Here is an 18,464-nt window from a genome sequence, read left to right as displayed (position 1 = left end):
GACGGCCGGGCTGGTGCTACTCCGCCTTCACGCCCGCGGTGCGGATCACCGCGCCCCACTTCGCGGTCTCCGACGCGATGAAGGCATCGAACTCCTCGGGCGTGCCGCCGGCCGGAAAGGTGCCCATCGCATCGAGCTTCGCGCGCGTCTCGTCGCTCTTGATGATGCGCGCCACCTCGTCCGACATGCGCTTGACGATCTCGCGCGGCGTGCCGGCCGGCGCGAGCATGCCGGCCCAGGTGCTGCCGGTGAAGCCCGCGAAACCCTGCTCGATGAAGGTCGGCACGTCCGGCACCGCGGGCAGCCGCTTGTCGCCCGCCACGCCGATCAACCGGATCTTGCCGGCCTTGGCCTGGTTGATGAGCCCGGTGGGCGCATCGAAGAAGAGCTGGATCTGCCCGCCCATCAGGTCGGTCAGCGCCGGCACCGCGCCGCGGTACGGGATGTGGATCATGTAGGTCTTCGTGAGCGACTTCCACAGCTCGGTCGTGAGGTGCGCGGCCGAGCCGTTGCCCGACGAGCCGAAGCTCACCTTGCCGGGATTCGCGCGCGCGTAGTCGATCAGCTCGCGCGCGGTCTTGAACGGCGCGTCGAGGTTGACCGCCGCGAGCAGCGGCGACACGCCCATCAGCGACACGCCCGCGAGGTCCTTGCGCGGGTCGTAGGGCAGTTTCGGATAGAGCGAGGTGTTGGCCGCATAGGCCGCGATCACCACGCCGAAGGTGCTGCCGTCGGGCGCGGCCTTGGCGACCGCATCGACGCCGATCAGGCTGTTGGCGCCGGGCTTGTTGTCGATCAGCACCGGCTGGCCCAGCCGCGTCTGCAGCCCGATCTGCACCAGCCGCGCCATCTGGTCGGTGAAGCCGCCGGGCGTGTAGGGCACGACGATGCGGATCGGCTTGTTGGGCCAGGCGCTCTGCGCGAGCACCGGCAGGCCGAGCGTGGCGGCCGCACCGGCGGCGGAGGTGGCGGTGGCGAAGCGGCGGCGCGACATCAGGGCATGGGGCATCGGGAACGGTCTCCTGCTTGTTATGCGCCGTCCGGGGCGGACGGCATGCGGGCCATTCTCGAAGCGCGGGCCGCGTGCCCGTTCAGGGTTTGCCCGGCGCCGCTCAGAGCGGCAGGATCTCGGCCGCGCTGCCGCGCGCCAGCCATTCCCGCAGTTCGTCCGAAAGCCGCTGGGCCTCGCGCGTGGCCCGCGTCCAGGCCGCGATGCGCGCCTGCGCGTCGTTCTGGAAATGGATGAAGTCCTTGCGATCGGGCAGCTTGCCGTTGGGCAGCGTCTTCACCCAGTCGGGATCGGGCGCCAGCACCACCATGCGGTCGAGGAAGCCCGTCGACTTGTGGCGCCAGCGCAGCCCCTTGTCGAGCCAGCCCGGCACCACCGCGCGCTGGAAATGCGGGTACAGCACCAGGCCGTCGTCGACCGGCTGGTAGTCGAGGTGCAGGTGGTAGTCGGTGATGCCGCCGTCCCAGTAGGCGCCGCGCGGCGCGCCCGGGATGTCGTGCACCGCGGCCAGCAGGAACGGGATCGAGCACGAGGCCTGCAGCACCAGGTTGAAGTTGTCCTCGCGCAGCGCATGCTGGCGGGTGCGGAAGTCGCGCGTGCCGAAGGGCAGCTCGGCGCCGGGCGTGGAGAACACGCAGCGCTCGAGCCAGGCGCCCAGGGTCTTGCGGTGCACGCTGTTCGAGGCGAAGGCGCCGAGGTAGCCGACCGGCGTGCGCGCCCTGCCCTCGCGCCCGAGGATGTGGCGCCCGCGCGAGGTCACCACGTGCAGCCGGTAGCGCGGATGCGCGAGCACCTCGCCGATGCGCCCGCCATAGAAGGCCTGCAGGCTCTCGGCGAAGCGCTCGCTCAGCTGGTGCGGGCTCAGCCGCTTCTGTCCCGGCGGCACCTCGAACTGCTGGCGCACGTAGTCGTGCTCGAAGCGCTCGAAGGCCGCGACCGGATCGCCGAGGCAGGCCGTGGCCAGCCGCCAGGCGCCGATCGACGCGCCCACCAGGTGCACCGGCTGGCTGGACTGCGTGAGCCACTCGCCGAAGACGAAGCGGTCGATCGGCCCGAGGATCAGCCCCTTGGGACCGCCGGCCGCGCCGGGGATGGTGCGCACATCCTGCGGCCGCAGGCCCTGGGCCTCGATGTGCCGGCGCGCGGCGGGGCCGGCGTAGATGCGCAGGGCTTTCATGGCTTGCCGTGCTCGAAGGGATTGAGCAGCGCGACGCCGAAATTCGCGAAGTCGGCGACGTTGCGCGTCATGGCATCGATGCCGAACGGATTCATTTGCTCTCTTCGCTCAACGCGGCAATGGAGGAACCCGCCTGCGCGCGACTCCGCGCTCGGGAGTCAGAAACTCGGTGCGCGCATCGGCGGCAAGCAGCAGCGCCTTGAGCGACAGTCGGGCCGAAGCACGCGAACGCGACCACTGCATGGCAGGAACGAGCACGGCCACCGGGGTGCCACGCTCTGTCACTGTTTGCGGCCCCTCTGTCCGGCAGGCCTCGATGAGCTCGTCAAAACGTGCCTTCGCATCTCGCACTGACCAGGTTCTCACAGACACCCCTTCAGACTGGCTCGACCTTAGGCGCTTCGCGGCACCGCCTACTTGCGCAACCCCTGCAACTTCGCAAACGCATTCGCCATCTGCCCCGAGGGCTGCGGCGTGTTGTCGCGGCGCGGCTGGTGGCCGCGGCCGGCGCCTTCGAAGCGGTTGTCGCGCGGGCCGTCGCGGCGCGCGGGCGCGGCGTCGAGCTTCATCGACAGGCCGATGCGCTTGCGCGCCACGTCGACCTCCATCACCTTCACCTTGACGATGTCGCCGGTCTTCACGACCTCGCGCGCGTCGTTGACGAACTTGTGGCTCAGCTGGCTCACGTGGACCAGGCCGTCCTGGTGCACGCCGAGGTCGATGAAGGCGCCGAACTGGGCGACGTTGCTCACGGTGCCCTCGAGGATCATGCCCTCCTGCAGGTCGGCGATGTCCTCCACGCCGTCGTTGAAGCGCGCCACCTTGAAGTCGGGGCGCGGGTCGCGGCCGGGCTTCTCGAGTTCGCCGAGGATGTCCTTCACGGTGATGACGCCGAACTTCTCGTTGGCGAACAGCTCGGGCTTGAGCGTCTTGAGCATGTCGGCGCGGCCCATCAGCTCGGCGATGGGCTTGCCGGTCTTGACGATGATCTGCTCGACCAGCGGATAGGTCTCGGGATGCACGCCGGTGACGTCGAGCGGATCGGTGCCGCCGCGGATGCGCAGGAAGCCCGCGCTCTGCTCGAAGGCCTTGGGGCCGAAGCCCGTGACCTCGAGCAGCTGCTTGCGGGTGCCGAAGGCGCCGTTGGCATCGCGCCAGCGCACCACGGCCTTGGCCACGGCCGAGGACAGGCCCGAGACGCGGCTCAGGAGCGGCACGCTCGCGGTATTGAGGTCCACGCCCACCGAGTTCACGCAGTCTTCGACCACGGCCTGCAGGGTGCGCGCGAGCTCGCTCTGGTTCACGTCGTGCTGGTACTGGCCCACGCCGATGCTCTTGGGGTCGATCTTCACGAGCTCGGCCAGCGGGTCCTGCAGCCGGCGCGCGATGGAGGCGGCGCCGCGCAGGCTGACGTCGACGTCGGGCATCTCCTGGGCCGCGAACTCGCTGGCCGAATAGACCGAGGCGCCGGCCTCGCTGACCACCACCTTGTCGACCTTCATCTCGGGCGCGCCGGCCTGGGCCGCCATCTTCGCGAGCAGCTTGATCAGGTCGGCCGCGAGCTTGTCGGTCTCGCGGCTGGCGGTGCCGTTGCCGATCGCGATCAGGTTCACGCCGTGCTTGGCGCAGAGCTTGCCGAGGGTGTGCAGCGACCCTTCCCAGTCCTTGCGCGGTTCGTGCGGGAACACGGTCGCGGTCTCGACCAGCTTGCCGGTGGCATCGACCACCGCCACCTTCACGCCGGTGCGGATGCCGGGGTCCAGGCCCATCACCACGCGCGGGCCGGCCGGGGCGGCCAGCAGCAGGTCGCGCAGGTTGTCGGCGAAGACCTTGATCGCGACCTTCTCGGCGTCCTCGCGCAGGCGCGTGAACAGGTCGCGCTCGGTCGACAGCGCGAGCTTCACGCGCCAGGTCCAGGCCACGCACTTGCGCAGCAGGTCGTCGGCCGGGCGGCCGGCATGGCTCCAGCCCAGGTGCAGCGCGATGCGGCCTTCGGCGACGCTGGGCTTGCCCGGCTCGGGCTCCACCGGCAGCACCAGCTTGGCGTCGAGGATGTCGAGCGCGCGGCCGCGGAACACGGCCAGCGCGCGGTGCGAGGGCACGCGGCCGATCGGCTCGTCGTAGTCGAAGTAGTCGCGGAACTTGGCGACGTCGGCGTTGTTCTCGTCCTTGCCGCTCATCAGGCTGGACTTGAGCAGGCCCTCGTTCCAGAGCCATTCGCGCAGGCGCTGCACCAGCACGGCGTCCTCGGCCCAGCGTTCCGAGAGGATGTCGCGCACGCCGTCGAGCACGGCGGGCACGGTCGAGAAGTCGGGGCCGGGCTTGCCGTCGTCGAGCGTGGTGGCGGGCTGCAGGAAGGCCTTGGCCTCCACGGCGGGATCGAGCGTGGGGTCGGCCAGCAGCTTGTCGGCCAGCGGCTCGATGCCGAACTCGCGCGCGATCTGGCCCTTGGTGCGGCGCTTCTGCTTGAACGGCAGGTACAGGTCTTCCAGCTCCTGCTTGGTCGGCGCGAGTTCGATCGCGGCGCGCAGTTCGGGCGTGAGCTTGCCCTGTTCGTCGATGGCCTTGACCACCGCGGCGCGGCGGTCCTCGAGTTCGCGCAGGTAGCTCAGGCGCGCCTCGAGCTCGCGCAGCTGGGTGTCGTCGAGGCCGTCGGTGGCTTCCTTGCGGTAGCGCGCGATGAATGGAACCGTGGCGCCCCCGTCGAGCAGTTCGACGGCGGCCTTCACCTGATGCTCGCCCACCTTGATTTCGGCGGCGAGCTGGCGAATGATTTTCTGCATTGCTGAGTGGCGTCCCTGCCGCTGCTCCCGGCCGGCCGGTCGCGTTGGTCGAATGAAGCGCGCGAGTTTGCCATAGTGAAAATGGCGTCCGGCCACCGGGCGCGGACACTTGTCCGACCGCTCCACGCCCCCACCTCCCCACCGTGCAACCACCCTCCTCCCCTGGCCCGCGCCGGCCGCCGTCCCGCTTCGGCAAGTTGTTACGGACGGTGTTCGCCGTGCTGCTGGTGCCCTTGCTGCTGTTCGAGGAATGGGGCTGGGAACCGCTGGCCGCGCTCGCGGCGCGGCTGGCCCGACTGCCGCTGTGGGCGCGCGCCGAGACCTGGCTGCGCGGCCTGCCGCCCTGGGGTGCGCTGCTGGCCTTCCTGCTGCCGGTGCTGCTGCTGTTGCCGGTCAAGGTGCTGGCGCTGTTCCTGTTCAGCCATGGCCACGCGGGCAGCGGCGTGGCGGTGCTGGTCGCGGCCAAGCTGGCCGGCACCGCGGTGGTGGCACGGATCTTCCAGCTCGTCGAGGGCACGCTGATGCGCATCCCGCTGTTCGCGCGCTGGTATCCGCGCTGGAAGGCCTGGAAGGACCGGGTGCTGGGCCTGGTGCGGCAGAGCCGGCCCTGGCGGCTGGTGCATGCCTTCAACCGGCGCGCGCTGCGGGCCTGGCGGCGCCTGCGCGGGGTTTGAGGCGCGCGCCTATTTTTACCCGGGTATATTGATGGATTAAATTTAACCCGGGTAAAATTGGCGCCATGACACTTTCCCAGGAATCACGGCGCGCCCTCACCCGGCAGTACAAGGACAGCACGCTCCCCGCCGGCGTGTTCGCGATCCGCAACCTGAAGACGGGCCGGGTCTATGCCGCGGCCGCGCTCGACATCGTGGGCGCGATGAACCGCCAGCGCTTCGAGCTCAACCTGCGCAGCCACCGCAACAAGGCGCTGCAGCAGGACTGGATCGCGCTGGGCGCCGAGGCCTTCGCCTTCGAGGAACTGGCGCGCGTGAAGGAGCGCGACGACCCGGCCTTCGACCGCGCGGCCGAACTCGAGGCGCTGTTCGAGCTCTGGGCCGAGGAGTCCGGCTGCCATGGCGCGCAGGGCTACAACGGCCCGGCGCGACCGCGCGCCTGAGCCTTCGCCGGTGCCCGCCGTCCCCCTCGCCCTCCTCCTTCGCCGGCCGCAAGAAAAGTCAGGCTTTCTTCATTGCGCCCGGGTAAATTACCGCTCCGCCTCCATGACCCTCGAGACTTCCTCCCTCCCGGCCTGCGCCGATCCCGCGTCCACCCTGACCGCCTTCGCCGGCTTCCACCGCATCGCACGCGGCTCGCGCGCCGAGCTGGTCGCCGCGCTGCGCGCGCGCACCGACGACACGCCGTACCTGGTGTTCGATGACCAAAGCGGCGCGCAGATCGACCTCGACCTGCGCGAGCCACCGGCGCCGGCCGGCGAGCCGCCGCGCGGCGTCGGCCGCCCCAAGCTCGGCGTGGTGGCGCGCGAGGTCACGCTGCTGCCGCGCCAGTGGGAATGGCTGGGCCGCCAGCCCGGCGGCGCCTCGGTCGCGCTGCGCCGGCTGATCGACGAGGCACGCCGCGTCAACGCGGGGCGCGATGCCGCACGCGCGGCGCGGGAAGCCACCTACGGCGTGATGACCGTGCTGGCCGGCAACCTGCCCGGTTTCGAGGAAGCCATGCGCGCCCTGTTCGCGCTCGAGCGCGAGCGCTTCGAGCAACACATTTCGACCTGGCCCGAGGACCTGCGGGCCCACCTCCAAGAACTCTCCGGCGCGAGCTGGACCCACGAATGAACGCCAAGACAGACACAGCCCCCAACCCGAGCGGCCTCCAGGGCACGCCCGTGGCACCCGTGGGCGCGCCGCGCGCCCTGTGGAAGACCTTCCTGTTCTTCCTCGCCCCCATGCTCTTGAGCAACATCCTGCAGTCGCTGTCGGGCACGCTCAACAACATCTACATCGGCCAGATGATCGGCGTGACCGCGCTGGCCGCGGTCTCGAGCTTCTTCCCGGTGTTCTTCTTCTTCATCGCCTTCGTGATCGGCCTGGGCGCCGGCGCCTCGGTGCTGATCGGCCAGGCCTGGGGCGCGCGCGACGTCGCCCGCGCCAAAGCGGTGGCCGGCACCACGCTGAGCGTGGGCATCCTGATGGGCCTGGTGATCGCGGTGTTCGGCGGCGCCTTCACCACGCCGCTGCTGGCGGCGCTGGGCACGCCGCCCGACGTGCTGGCCGAGGCCACGCGCTATGCCCGGATCATGCTGATCGCGATGCCCGGCGTGTTCGTGTTCCTGATCTCGACCGCGATGCTGCGCGGCGTGGGCGACACCGTCACGCCGCTGCTCACGCTGCTGATCTCCACCACCATCGGCATGCTCGTCACGCCGGCCCTGATCCGCGGCTGGGGCGGCCTGCCGCAGCTGGGCGTGACGAGCGGCGCCTGGGGTTCGGTGCTCTCGTTCCTGGTCGCGACCCTGTGGCTGGGCTGGCGGCTGCGCCGGCGCAACAGCCCGCTCGCGCCCGACGCGGTCTTCCTGCGCAGCATGCGCATCGACCCGCAACTGCTCAAGACCGTGCTCAAGGTCGGCGTGCCCACGGGCGTGCAGATGATCGTGGTGGCGCTGGCCGAGGTGGTGCTGCTGTCGCTGGTCAACGGCTACGGCTCGAGCGCCACGGCCGCCTACGGCGCGGTCAACCAGGTCGTGGCCTATGTGCAGTTCCCGGCCATCTCGATCGCGATCACGGCCTCGATCCTCGGCGCGCAGGCCATCGGCGCCGGCCGCGCCGACCGCCTCGGCGCCATCGCGCGCACGGCGCTGATGATGAACCTGCTGCTCACCGGCGGCCTGGTGCTGCTGGGCTACCTGTTCTCGCGGCCGCTGATGGGCTTCTTCATCACCAGCGCGCCGGTGATCGAGATCGCCCAGGAGCTGCTGCACATCATGCTGTGGAGCCTGGTGATCTTCGGCATGGCCTCGGCGCTGTCGGGGATCATGCGCGCCAGCGGCTCGGTGCTGGTGCCCACGCTGATCTCGATCGCCTGCCTGCTCGGCCTCGAGGTGCCGGTGGCCTGGTTCATGAGCCACCGCATCGGCCTGGACGGCATCTGGTATGCCTACCCGGTGACCTTCGGCGCGATGCTGCTGCTGCAGACCGCGTACTACCAGCTGGTGTGGCGCAAGAAGGCGATCAAGCGGCTGGTGTAGCGATCAAGCGCCGTCGAAGGCCTTCTTCACGGTGGCGATGTCGAGCTTGACCATCTTCATCATCGCTTCCATCGCGCGCTTGGCCTTCGCGGGATCCTTGTCCTGGAACATCCGGATGATCGCGTCGGGCGCGACCTGCCACGAGACGCCGAAGCGGTCGGTGAGCCAGCCGCACTGCACCGGCTGGCCGCCGCCCTCGAGCAGCTTGTCCCAGTAGTGGTCGACCTCGGCCTGGGTCTCGCACCTCACGTACATCGAGATGGCCGGGGTGAACTTGTACTCGGGGCCGCCGTTGAGCACCATGAACGCCTGGCCGTCGAGCTCGAAGGTGGCGGTGAGCAGCGAGCCCTTCTTGGCCGGGTTGACGTCGCCCCACAGCAGGGTGTCGGTCACGCGCGAATTCGGGAAGATCGCGCTGTAGAACTTCAATGCCTCCTCGCCATTGCCGTCGAACCAGAGGCAGGGAACGATTCTTTGCATGGGTATCTCCTTGGAGCTTGATTGATGAACCTGCAAGTTCAGTATCGAAGCTGCGCGCGGCTGCTGTCAACCCGGGCGATGCCCTTCAGCCGTAAGTGTTCGTGCGGCCCGCAAGCGGCAGCCGGACGCTGAAACCCACGCCGCGCCCCGGCGCCAGGCCGTCGACGATGGCCACCTCGCCGCCCATGCGGTGCACCGCCTGTTTCACGATCGCGAGGCCCAGGCCCGAGCCCGGCGTCTCGTGCGCGCCCTCGCCGCGGTGGAAGCGCTCGAACACCCGCTCGCGCTCGGCCGCGGGAATGCCGGGCCCGTCGTCGGCCACCAGCAGCGCGAGGCGGCCGTCTTCCACACGCAGCGTCATCGCCACCTGCGCGCCGTCGGGCACATGGCGGATCGCGTTGTGCAGCAGGTTCTCCAGCACCGACTGCAGCGCCGGCACGTCGACCTCGGCCTGCAGGCTGTCGGGCGCCTCGAGCGCCAGCTCGATGCCGCGTGCCATGGCCTGCGGCGCCGCCTGCGCGAGCAGCCCGCGCGCGAACTGCGCCACGTCGACGCGCTTCGGGGCCGAAGGCTGCGCATCGTCGAGCAGCGCCAGGTCGAGCAGTTGCTGCGTGAGATGCGAGGCGCGCGCGATCGCCTGCTCCAGATGCAGCTGCGCGCGCTCGCGCTCGGCGGCATCGGCCGCGCCCGCCAGCGCATGGGCCTGCGCGGCGATCACCGCCATCGGCGTGCGCAGCTCGTGCGCCGCGTCGTGCACGAAGGCGCGCTCCTGCCTGAGCTTGTCGCGCAGCTGGCGCAGCATGCGCTCGAGCGCCGAGGTCAGCGGCTTGAGCTCGGCCTGGGGCGGGTCGTAGCCGATCGGCGACAGGTCGCTGCTGCCGCGCCGCGCGATGAGGTCGGCCAATCGCTGCAGCGGCCGCAGCCCGAGCCGCACCGCCAGCCACACCGGCAGCAGCACGATCGGAAAGGCCAGCAGCAGGTAGGGCAGCAGGCGCGTGGCGTTGCGCTCGAGCACCCACCAGCCCGTGATGCGCGGCTCGGCGAGCTGCAGCCGCCAGCGGCCGGCCTCGGTGCCGTGGACCCAGTACGAGACGCCATCGAAATCGCGCTCGATCACCTGCGGCGCCGGCGCATCGAGCACCCGGTCGCCGAGCGAGGCCGAGCGGTAGAGCACCGCGCCATCGTCGCGCCGGCGCAGTTCCATCCACACGCTGCCGCCCGGATTGCCGCTGATGCGCAGGGTCCTGAACTGGGTCGCGGTCGAACGCATCACGCCCACCGCCTGCGCGTCGCTGTCGACCTCGCGCAGCGAGGCGCTCATCGCGCGGCCCAGCTTCTTCAGCCCCTGGTCGACCGCGAGCGCCTGGCGGAACTCGACGTAGAAGTAGGCCAGCAGCATCAGCCAGACGCCGACGAAGGCGATCAGCATCGCGGCCAGCACGCGCCGGCCGATGCTGGGGCCGGGCCATGCGAACGACAGACGGTTCATGGCGTCAACATGTAGCCCACGCCGCGCACCGTGTGCACGCGCGTGGCGCCGATCTTGCGCCGCAGGTTCGACACGTGGACCTCGACCGCCGCGAAGTCCAGCGGCTCGCCCAGCGGTTCCAGCCGCTGCGCGAGCACGCCCTTGGCGACCACCGCGCCGGGCTCGCGCGCCAGCTCGAGCAGCAGCCTGAATTCGCGCGGCGACAGCTCGAGCGCGCTGCCCGCGAGCGTGGCCTGGTGGCGCCGCGGCGCGATCGACAGCGGCCCCAGCGTCCAGACCTCGCTGGCCTGGCGCGCCGAGCGCCGCAGCACCGCGCGGATGCGCGAGATCAGCTCGGCGGTGGCGAAGGGCTTGATGACGAAGTCGTCGGCGCCGCCATCGAGGCCGGCCAGCCGGTCCTCGACCGCCGAGCGCGCGGTGATCACGATCACCGGCACCGCGCCGCCCGCGCCGCGCCAGCGCGCCAGCAGTTCGAAGCCGTTGCCGTCGGGCAGCGAGAGGTCGAGCAGCACGCAGTCGAACACGGCCGCATCGGGCACGCGCGGCGCGTCTCGGGCGCGGCGCAGCCATTCGCTCGTGAGGCCGTCCACCTTGAGCGCGGCCTGCAGCGCGCGGCCCAGGTCGAGGTCGTCTTCGATCAGCAGGATGTGCACGCGGCGATTGTGCGCGCGCCGACCTTCGGGCCAGCCAAAGACAGGGCGCGCCATCTTTGGCTTCGCCCAAGGTCGGGCTTCGCACAATCGCCGGCCACCGTCTCCAGGAACCGGAACCATGCGCCGCGACTTTCGCCCCACCGCCCTGCTCGCCCTGGCCTGCGCCGCCGGCGCGCTGCTGCTGTCCGCCTGCGCCACCGCGCCCACCCATCCGGCGCTGGCCCGGGCCAGCCAGGACCGGACGCTGCCGCCGCTGGTGCCGATGCGCCGCTTCGTCGCCAATGTCGACACGGTCGGCGGCCATGTGCTGTCGCCCGACGGCCGCAAGCTGCTGTGGGTGCAGACCGTCGGCACCGACGTGGGCCTGGCCGTGCGCGACAGCGCCGACGCGGCCACGGTGCAGTCGGCCAGCACGCGCAGCTTCGCCACCGGCACGCTCGCGAGCGGGGCCGCCTACGCCTGGCTGCCCGACAGCCGCCACATCGCCTACCTCAAGGACGCGAGCGGCGACGAGAACACGCAGATCTTCGTGCTCGACAGCCAGTCGCCCGAGGCCAGACCCTGGGCCGTCACGCCCTGGCCCGGCGTGCGCTCGACCGGCGTCATCGGCGGCGCGCCCGGCAGCCCGAACTTCTTCTTCGCGAGCAACCGCAACGACCGCACCAGCCTCGACCTGTTCGAGGCCGACCCGAGTACCCGCAGCGTGCGCGAGGTGGCGCGCGGCGAGCCCGGCAGCCGCGTGGTCGCCTGGTACGTCGACACCCGTCGCGAGCCGGCCGCGCGCATGCGCCAGCTCGGCAGCGTCGACGGCTCCGACCTGCTGGTGGAGCTGCGCCAGGCCGACGGCAGCTGGCGCCCCTTCAAGACCATCGTGGCCTTCGATGCCTACGCGCCGCTGCGCATCGACCGCGCCGGCGGCCGGCTCTGGGCGCTCGGCAACATCGGGCGCGACAAGCTGGCGCTGGTCGAGGCCGACCTCGCCACCGGCGCCGAGAAGGTGCTGGCCGAGGACGACCAGGTCGACCTCGGGGCCGTCTACTTCCCGCCGAACGAGGGCGCGCCGCAGGCCTGGACCTCCGAGCCCGGCCGCCCGCGCATCCGCTACCTCGACGCCACGCTCGACGCGGAGGTGGCCGCCGCCATGAAGCTCGCACGCGAACGCGGCTGGCTCGCCGCCGATCCCGTGGTCGCGCGCCCGCAGAGCAGCGCGCTCGGCCAGCGGCGCATGGTGCTGCGCGCCGTCACCGAGACCGGCGGCATCGAACTGCTGCTCGACCGCGACAGCCACGCCCTGACGCGGCTCGCACCGCCGCCGAGCGAGCACGCCGAGCGCTTCTTCTCGCCGAGCGAGCCCTTCTCCTTCGAAGCCTCGGACGGCCTGCGCATCCACGGCTACCTGGCGCGCCCGCGCGGCGTGCGCGGCCCGGTGCCGCTGGTGGTCTACATCCACGGCGGCCCCTGGATCCGCGACCACTGGCAACCCGCGGGCTTCAACACCGTGCAGATGCTCGCCAACCGCGGCTATGCGGTGCTGCAGGTCAACTACCGCGGCTCGGGCGGCTACGGCCGCGCCTTCATGCTGGCCGGCGCGGGCCAGACCAGCGGCCGGCTGCAGCAGGACATCGCCGAGGCCGCGCAGTGGGCCATCGACCAGGGCGTGGCCGATCCGCGGCGCATGGCGGTGCTCGGCGCCAGCTTCGGCGGCTTCTCGGTGCTCGCGCAGCTGATCCGCAAGCCGCACGACTACCGCTGCGGCATCGACATCGTCGGCGTGGCCAACTGGCCGCGCGTGATCGAGAACTGGCCGCCGTTCTGGCGCAACCGCCACTACTTCGCGCGCTTCTTCGGCGACGTGAACCAGCCCGAGGAACGCGCGCGCATGCTGCGCGATTCGCCGGTGTCGCAGCTCGAGCGCATCGAGGCGCCGCTGCTGGTGATCCACGGCGCCAACGACGTGCGCGTGCTGCGCCAGGATTCGGACGACGTGGTGGCCGAACTGCGCCGGCTCGGCCGGCCGGTGGACTTCCTGAGCTTTCCCGACGAGGGCCACAGCGTGCGCAAGTGGCGCAACCGGCTCGCGCTGTGGCGCAAGGTCGAGGACACGCTGGCCGGCTGCCTCGGCGGACGCAGCAACGGCTTCGACTTCTACGAGCTGATGCCGCGCTCCTGAGGCCTACCAGCGGTAGGTGGCCGTGGCCGTCGCGGTGCGCGGATAGCCGTAGTAGCAGTTGCCGTAGCCGCAGTTGGCGATGTAGGTCTTGTTGGTGAGGTTGCGCAGGTTCAGCGCCAGGGTCCAGCGATCGATGTCGTAGCCGAGCATGGCGTCGAGCACCGTGGATGCGGGGACCTTGCTCGGTCGCGTGGCTTCGCCGTCGCCGTGGTTGGTGCCGGTGTAGCGCGCCCCCAGTCCGACCTTCAGGCCGTTGGAAAAGCGGTAGTCGGCCCAGACCGAAAACCGGTGGCGCGGCACGGCCGTGGCCTGCTTGCCGATCTCGTCCGGATTGCTGCTGGCCGTGACGATGGCGCGCGGCGTGTAGCTGTAGGAGGCCGTGAGGTTCATGCGCGGCGCGACCTCGGCCGTGGCCTCGAGCTCCAGGCCGCGCACCGAGATCTCGCCCGTCTGCCTGGGCTTGGCATCGCCGTCGAAGCTGATGTAGTTCTTGCGCCGCAGGTCGAAGACGGCCGCGCTGTACATCGCCTTGCCGCCCGTGGGCTGGTAGCGCACGCCGGCCTCGAACTGCTTGCCGCTCTCTGGCTTGAAGGGGTCGCCCGAGACCGGGTCGATGGTGGCGGTCGGCGCGAACGACTCCGAGTAGCTCAGATACGGCGCCCAGCCGCTCGGATGCAGGTAGACCAGGCCGGCGCGGCTGGTGAACTTGTGGTCGCGGATGCGCTGGGTCGAGCCGTCGAGGCGGCTGAAGACCGTGCTGTCGGCCGTGTCGTAGCGACCGCCCACGGTCAGCGACCAGCGCTCGCCCCACTTGACCTGGTCCTGCAGGTACAGGCCGGTCTGCGTCAGCCGGGTGATGCCGTCGAAATACGGCGCGGGCAATTCGATCGGCCCGCCGTACACCGGCGCATGGATGTTCAGCGGCGACGCGCTGCCACCGCTGAAGGTGACCTGGTCGATCCGGGTGCGCTGGTAATCGAGCCCGACCAGCACCTTGTGCTGCGCCTCGCCCGTGCGGAAGTCGGCCTGCGCCTGGTTGTCGAGCGCCACGGCGGCGATGTTCTCGCGGCTGCCAAACACGCTGCGCGCCATCTGCTGGAAGTTGACCGGATCGTTCGGCACCTCGGGGTTCAGCGCATTGAAGCCGCGCAACTGCGTGCCCGTGTAGTCGAGCTTCTGGTGCGCATAGCGTGCGTTCTGCCGCACCGTCCAGGTGTCGTCGATCCGGTGCTCGAACTGGTAGCCGACCATTTCCTGGTCCTGGTCGAAACGGTCGAAGCCGGGTTCGCCGACGAACAATTTCGATGGGATGTAGCTGCCGATCGCGGTCGGATCGAGCGAGCCGACCTGCGGCCGCGCGCGCGTGTAGACACCGCTGCGCGTGCGGGTGAACTGGGACAGCAGCGTCAGCGTGGTGTCGCTCGACGGCTTCCAGGTCAGCGACGGTGCGATGTAGCTGCGGTCGTCGGCCTCCTTGGCCGCCGGCAGTTGCGCATCGCGCAGCAGTCCGGTGATGCGATAGAGCAGCTTGCCCTCGGCATCCAGCGCACCCGAGAAATCGCCTGCGACCTGCTTGCGGGCGTGGTCACCCAGCTGCAGTTGCAGCTCGTGCACCGGCTCCGCCGTCGGGCGCTTGCTGACCACGTTCACCACCCCGCCCGGCCCGCTCATGCCATAGAGCACCGACGAGGGACCGCGCAGCAGCTCGATGCGCTCGGCGCCGTAGTTCTCGGTGCGCCACACGCCCCAGGTGCTGTTGTTGCGCAGCGGCAGGCCGTCGAGATAGAAGCCCGGCGAGTAGGCATCGAAGCCGCGCAGCGAGATCCAGTCGTAGCGCGAATCGGCGCCATAGGTGGTGGTCGACACGCCCGGCGTGTAGCCCAGCGCGTCCTTGAGGTTGGCGGCGCCCATGGCCTCGATGCGGTCGGCCGTGATCACCGAGATCGACTGCGGCGTCTCGATGATCGGCGTGTCGGTCTTGGTGCCGGTGGCGCTGCGCCGGGCCACGTAGCCCTGCACCCGGCTGGTGGCGCTCTGCTCGCCCTCGGCCTGCACGGTGACGGCCGGTAGCGACGCATTGGAAGCGCCCGGCACCAGCGTGCGGATGACCACGGCGTTGCCCTCCACGCTGGCCGACAGGCCGCTGCCGGCCAGCAGCTGGTCGAGCGCCTGGCGCGGCGCGAGCCGGCCCGCGACCGCCGGCGCGGTCTTGCCCGCCACCAGGCTCTGCTGCACCACGAGCTGCACGCCGGTCTGGCGCGCCCAGTCGTTGAGCGCCTGGGCCAGCGGCTGGGCCGCGATGCGGATCGGCACCGGGTCGGCCGGCAGCGTCTGGGCCGATGCGGTCAGGTGGGCCAGCGCGAGCGCCAGGGCCAGGGCCAGCGGTGCCGGCTTCGATGTCAAGCAGTTCATCTACGTTTCCAGATTTCGAATACAAATGGTTCTCATCTGGGTTGACGCACGATGGGCGGGAAATACCGTAGCCCCGCCGAAAATTTTTTCCGGCGCCGCTCTTGTCTCAGTGCGCGGCGACCAGCTCGGTGACCGCGCCGGCCTGCTTCAGCCGCACCGGCAAGGCGCTCGGCAGCGCGCGGCGCAGGGTGCGCGCATCGCGCGGATCGAAGGTGCCGGTCAGCCGCAGCGCCGCCACGGCCGAATCGTTCACCACCAGGCCGGTGCTGCCGTAGCGCTCGAGTTCGGCCAGCGCGCGCGCCAGCGGCGTGTCGACGAAGCTCAGCCGGTGCTCGCGCCAGGGCGCGATGCCCTCGGCCGGCACCGCCGCCACCGTGCCGAGCAGGCCCTGGGCATCGCTGTCGAGCTGCTGGCCCGCGACCAGGAACACCGCCTCGCGCAGGCTCGCGGCCGAGGGCGCGGCCCAGGCACCGTCCCCGGTACGGTGGCGCCGCGCCACCCGCACCCGGCCCTCCTCCACCGACACCCGCGTGCCGTCCGCGCCGTCGATCCCCGGCGTGTGGCGCACGGCGAAACGGGTGCCCACCACGCGCACCTCCAGCGGCCCGGCCAGCACCGAGAACGGCCGCTGCGCATCGGACTGCACGGCGAACACCGCCTGTCCCTCGAGCAGCCGCACCTCGCGCCGGTCGCGGAACAGCTGCACCTCGATGCGGGTCGCGGTGTCGAGCCGCAGGCGCGTGCTGTCGGGCAGCGGCAGTTCGAGCTGCTGGCCGCGCCGGGTGGCGAAGGCCTGCACGAACACCGGCTGCGCCTGCAGTTCGCGCCAGCCCAGGTAGCCGGCGCCGACGGCCATGCCGGTGGCGGCCAGCGCCAGCGCCGGTTTCATGAAGCCGCGCCGCGTGGGCGCGGCCGCGCGGCCCGCGAAGCCTTCGCGCCAGCCGGCCACGGTCGCGGCCGGGATCGCGTCGACGGCCCGCCAGCGCGATTCCCAGGCACGCCAGGCCTCGCCGCGGCGCGAATCGGCCACCAGCCAAGCCTGGAACTCGCGCTCCTCGCCGGCGCTCCAGCCCTCGCGCTGGCGGCGCACGAACCAGTCGAGCACCTGCTCTCGCAGGCGCGATGCGTCTTCCGGTGATGGCGTCGAAGTCATGTGGCGAGGGCGTCCCTGGGGATGGAGACGCACGAGCGGGCGCCAACCCTGTAGGACGCGGTCTCTCTTCGGTTCATCGTGGCTGCGTTCATTTCCCGTCGCGCTCCAGGCAGTCCCAGCAGGCGGCCATCGCGATGCGCAGCTGCATCTCGACCGTGCGCACCGAGATGCCCATGCGCTCGGCGACCTCGGCATACGAGAGCCCGTCGAACTTGTAGAGCACGAAGGCCTCGCGGCAGCGCGGCGGCAGGCCGTCGATGGCGGCGATCATCGCGGCCAGCCCCTGGCTCGAGGCCAGCGCCGCGTCGGGCTCGAAGCTCGCGGGGCCCATGCAGTCGTCGGGCTCGCCCAGGCCGTCCTCGGTCGCGGCATCCGCCAGCCCGGCGCGCACGCTGCTGCGCCGGTGATGGTCGGTGACCAGGTTGCGCGCGACCCGGTAGAGCAGCGCGCGCGGATCGCGCACCACGCTGCCCGCGCGCTGCGCCTCGTAGACGCGCGCATAGCTCTCCTGCGCGAGGTCGGCCGCGGTGGCGCGGTCCGGCACCTTGCGGGACAGGAAGTTCAGCAGTTCGCGGTAATAGCGTTCGAACACGGGCGCGCCGGCACCGGCAAGGGTGGGTCGAAGTCCAGGAGGCAGGTTGGCTTCGACGCGGCGTGGCTGACCTGAGGCGGTTCAAGGGAAGGCGGGGAGCGCGGATTATCGCGGGCTTTCCGGACGGGATAACCCCGGGGCGCAATCAGAAACTTCCGATGGCCGCCACCGGGGCCGCCCGCCTCCAATAGGCGGCGTGCTACGCGAGGCACGCGATCCACAACATCCAAGGAGGCCCCCATGTCGTCGAACCGGACCCGGCAATTCATCCGCCTGCTGCTGGCGCTGCCCCTTCTGATCGCATCGCTCGGCTTCGCGGGACCCGCAGCCGCCGGCCAATGGAAGGACGGCCTCTACATCGCCGGCTGGCCCTTCCTGCTGAACACCTACGCCTACAAGGTGTGGCTGCCCTCGGGCTACGACGCCAGCCTGCTCGCGGGCCGCAAGCTGCCGGTGATGCTGCTGCTGCACGGCTGCACCTCGGACCCCGAGAACATGGCCGAGGTCAGCCGCATGAACGAGCTGGCGGACCAGGAAGGCTTCATCGTCGTCTATCCGCGGCAGCCGATCCTGCGCAATCCGATGCGGTGCTGGAACTTCTACCAGCCCGAGAACCAGGCGCGCGATTCCGGCGAGCCGGGCGCGATCCAGGCGATCCTGCAGGAGGCGATGAGCGCTCATGCGCGCGTCGTGGACCGCAACCGCGTCTACGTCGCGGGCATCTCGGCCGGCGGCGCCATGACGGCCTGCTATCCCGAGGTGTTCGCCGCCGCGGCGGTTCATTCGGGCGGCATGTACAAGGCCGCCACCGATCCGCTGCACGGCCTCGAGACCCTGCTGACCGGCAGCAGCGCCGACCCCGACGTGCGCGGCCAGGATGCCTGGGAGTGCGGTGGCAGGCAGGCGCGCCTGATGCCCCTGCTGGTCTTCCACGGCACGGCGGATGCCGTCGTGAATCCGAAGAACGGCAAGCAGGTCGCGCAGCAGTTCGTGCAGCTCGACGACATCGCCGACGATGCCAGGGACAACGATTCCGTGCCGTTCCAGAGCCCGGCGGGCCAGGTGTCCTACGACGACGGCTTCAAGCGCAATCTGCCCAGCAGCACCGAATCGATCGCCGGCACGGCGGACAAGCATGCCTACCGCAAAGAAAACTACCTGAGCGCCGACAAGACGAAGATACTGGTCCAGATGTACACCATCGACGGCATGAACCACGCCTGGAGCGGCGGCAAGCCCGGCATGCTGTTCAGCGATCCCCAGGGCCCCGACGCCTCGCGCATCACCTGGGACTTCTTCAAGGCCTACACGCTGGACGGCAATGTCGCGCCGCGTTGAGCCGCCACC

General features: G+C 70.8%; 16 protein-coding genes. 6 read left to right on the top strand and 10 right to left on the bottom strand.

Annotation, left to right across the window (positions count from 1 at the left end):
• Positions 1-16: 16 nt before the first annotated feature.
• The 4 genes from ACEN9J_RS05350 to ACEN9J_RS05335 all read right to left on the bottom strand — a co-directional run bounded on the left by ACEN9J_RS05350 (position 17) and on the right by ACEN9J_RS05335 (position 4,969).
• On the bottom strand, positions 17-1,009 hold the full coding sequence (locus ACEN9J_RS05350; RefSeq protein WP_057590265.1) for a tripartite tricarboxylate transporter substrate binding protein: 993 nt from the start codon (positions 1,007-1,009) through the stop codon (positions 17-19).
• 103 nt (positions 1,010-1,112) lie between these two features.
• Positions 1,113-2,186, bottom strand: a complete 1,074-nt coding sequence (locus ACEN9J_RS05345) for a patatin-like phospholipase family protein (protein WP_057590266.1) — start codon at positions 2,184-2,186, stop codon at positions 1,113-1,115.
• 108 nt (positions 2,187-2,294) lie between these two features.
• On the bottom strand, positions 2,295-2,537 hold the full coding sequence (locus ACEN9J_RS05340) for a type II toxin-antitoxin system prevent-host-death family antitoxin (protein ID WP_413763526.1): 243 nt from the start codon (positions 2,535-2,537) through the stop codon (positions 2,295-2,297).
• A gap of 62 nt (positions 2,538-2,599) precedes the next feature.
• A complete protein-coding gene (locus ACEN9J_RS05335) occupies positions 2,600-4,969 on the bottom strand; it encodes a Tex family protein (protein ID WP_413763525.1) in 2,370 nt (789 codons plus the stop codon).
• A 209-nt stretch (positions 4,970-5,178) separates the two neighbouring features.
• Between ACEN9J_RS05335 and ACEN9J_RS05330 the strand changes: the two genes are divergently transcribed.
• The 4 genes from ACEN9J_RS05330 (at position 5,179) to ACEN9J_RS05315 (ending at position 8,168) form a co-directional block, all read left to right on the top strand.
• Entirely contained in the window at positions 5,179-5,643 is a 465-nt protein-coding gene (locus ACEN9J_RS05330) for a hypothetical protein (RefSeq protein WP_413763524.1), read from the top strand.
• A 65-nt stretch (positions 5,644-5,708) separates the two neighbouring features.
• Positions 5,709-6,086, top strand: a complete 378-nt coding sequence (locus tag ACEN9J_RS05325; protein WP_413763523.1) for a GIY-YIG nuclease family protein — start codon at positions 5,709-5,711, stop codon at positions 6,084-6,086.
• A 103-nt stretch (positions 6,087-6,189) separates the two neighbouring features.
• Positions 6,190-6,759, top strand: coding sequence for a DUF2239 family protein (locus tag ACEN9J_RS05320; RefSeq protein ID WP_057590270.1), 570 nt, complete (start codon positions 6,190-6,192; stop codon positions 6,757-6,759).
• Complete coding sequence (locus ACEN9J_RS05315) at positions 6,756-8,168, top strand: MATE family efflux transporter (RefSeq protein ID WP_057590271.1); 1,413 nt, start codon at positions 6,756-6,758, stop codon at positions 8,166-8,168. Before ACEN9J_RS05320 ends, ACEN9J_RS05315 begins: the two co-directional genes overlap by 4 nt.
• A 3-nt stretch (positions 8,169-8,171) precedes the next feature.
• On the opposite strand, the gene ACEN9J_RS05310 is transcribed toward ACEN9J_RS05315, so the two are convergent.
• From ACEN9J_RS05310 to ACEN9J_RS05300, 3 genes are all read right to left on the bottom strand, one after another.
• Entirely contained in the window at positions 8,172-8,648 is a 477-nt protein-coding gene (locus ACEN9J_RS05310; protein ID WP_057590272.1) for a VOC family protein, read from the bottom strand.
• A gap of 85 nt (positions 8,649-8,733) precedes the next feature.
• Positions 8,734-10,137 (bottom strand): sensor histidine kinase, encoded by a 1,404-nt coding sequence (locus tag ACEN9J_RS05305; RefSeq protein ID WP_413763522.1) that lies wholly within the window; start codon positions 10,135-10,137, stop codon positions 8,734-8,736.
• A complete protein-coding gene (locus ACEN9J_RS05300; protein WP_413763521.1) occupies positions 10,134-10,790 on the bottom strand; it encodes a response regulator in 657 nt (218 codons plus the stop codon). Before ACEN9J_RS05300 ends, ACEN9J_RS05305 begins: the two co-directional genes overlap by 4 nt.
• A gap of 118 nt (positions 10,791-10,908) precedes the next feature.
• On the opposite strand from ACEN9J_RS05300, the gene ACEN9J_RS05295 reads away from it, so the two are divergent.
• Entirely contained in the window at positions 10,909-12,960 is a 2,052-nt protein-coding gene (locus ACEN9J_RS05295; protein WP_413763520.1) for a prolyl oligopeptidase family serine peptidase, read from the top strand.
• 3 nt (positions 12,961-12,963) lie between these two features.
• Here the strand turns inward: ACEN9J_RS05295 and ACEN9J_RS05290 are convergent, their stop codons facing one another.
• From ACEN9J_RS05290 to ACEN9J_RS05280, 3 genes are all read right to left on the bottom strand, one after another.
• Positions 12,964-15,372: a TonB-dependent siderophore receptor gene (locus ACEN9J_RS05290; RefSeq protein ID WP_413763519.1), complete on the bottom strand. Its 2,409-nt coding sequence runs from the start codon at positions 15,370-15,372 to the stop codon at positions 12,964-12,966.
• A gap of 106 nt (positions 15,373-15,478) precedes the next feature.
• Positions 15,479-16,525: a FecR family protein gene (locus ACEN9J_RS05285; protein ID WP_413763518.1), complete on the bottom strand. Its 1,047-nt coding sequence runs from the start codon at positions 16,523-16,525 to the stop codon at positions 15,479-15,481.
• A gap of 88 nt (positions 16,526-16,613) precedes the next feature.
• Positions 16,614-17,117 (bottom strand): RNA polymerase sigma factor, encoded by a 504-nt coding sequence (locus ACEN9J_RS05280; protein ID WP_057590277.1) that lies wholly within the window; start codon positions 17,115-17,117, stop codon positions 16,614-16,616.
• Positions 17,118-17,357: 240 nt separating this feature from the next.
• Between ACEN9J_RS05280 and ACEN9J_RS05275 the strand changes: the two genes are divergently transcribed.
• On the top strand, positions 17,358-18,455 hold the full coding sequence (locus tag ACEN9J_RS05275; protein WP_413763517.1) for an alpha/beta hydrolase family esterase: 1,098 nt from the start codon (positions 17,358-17,360) through the stop codon (positions 18,453-18,455).
• The last annotated feature ends 9 nt before the right edge of the window (positions 18,456-18,464 follow it).

It is taken from the genome of Variovorax sp. Varisp41 (genome assembly GCF_047325085.1).
Classification (GTDB): Bacteria; Pseudomonadota; Gammaproteobacteria; order Burkholderiales; family Burkholderiaceae_C; genus Variovorax.
This window is presented reverse-complemented; position numbering and strand designations above follow the sequence as displayed.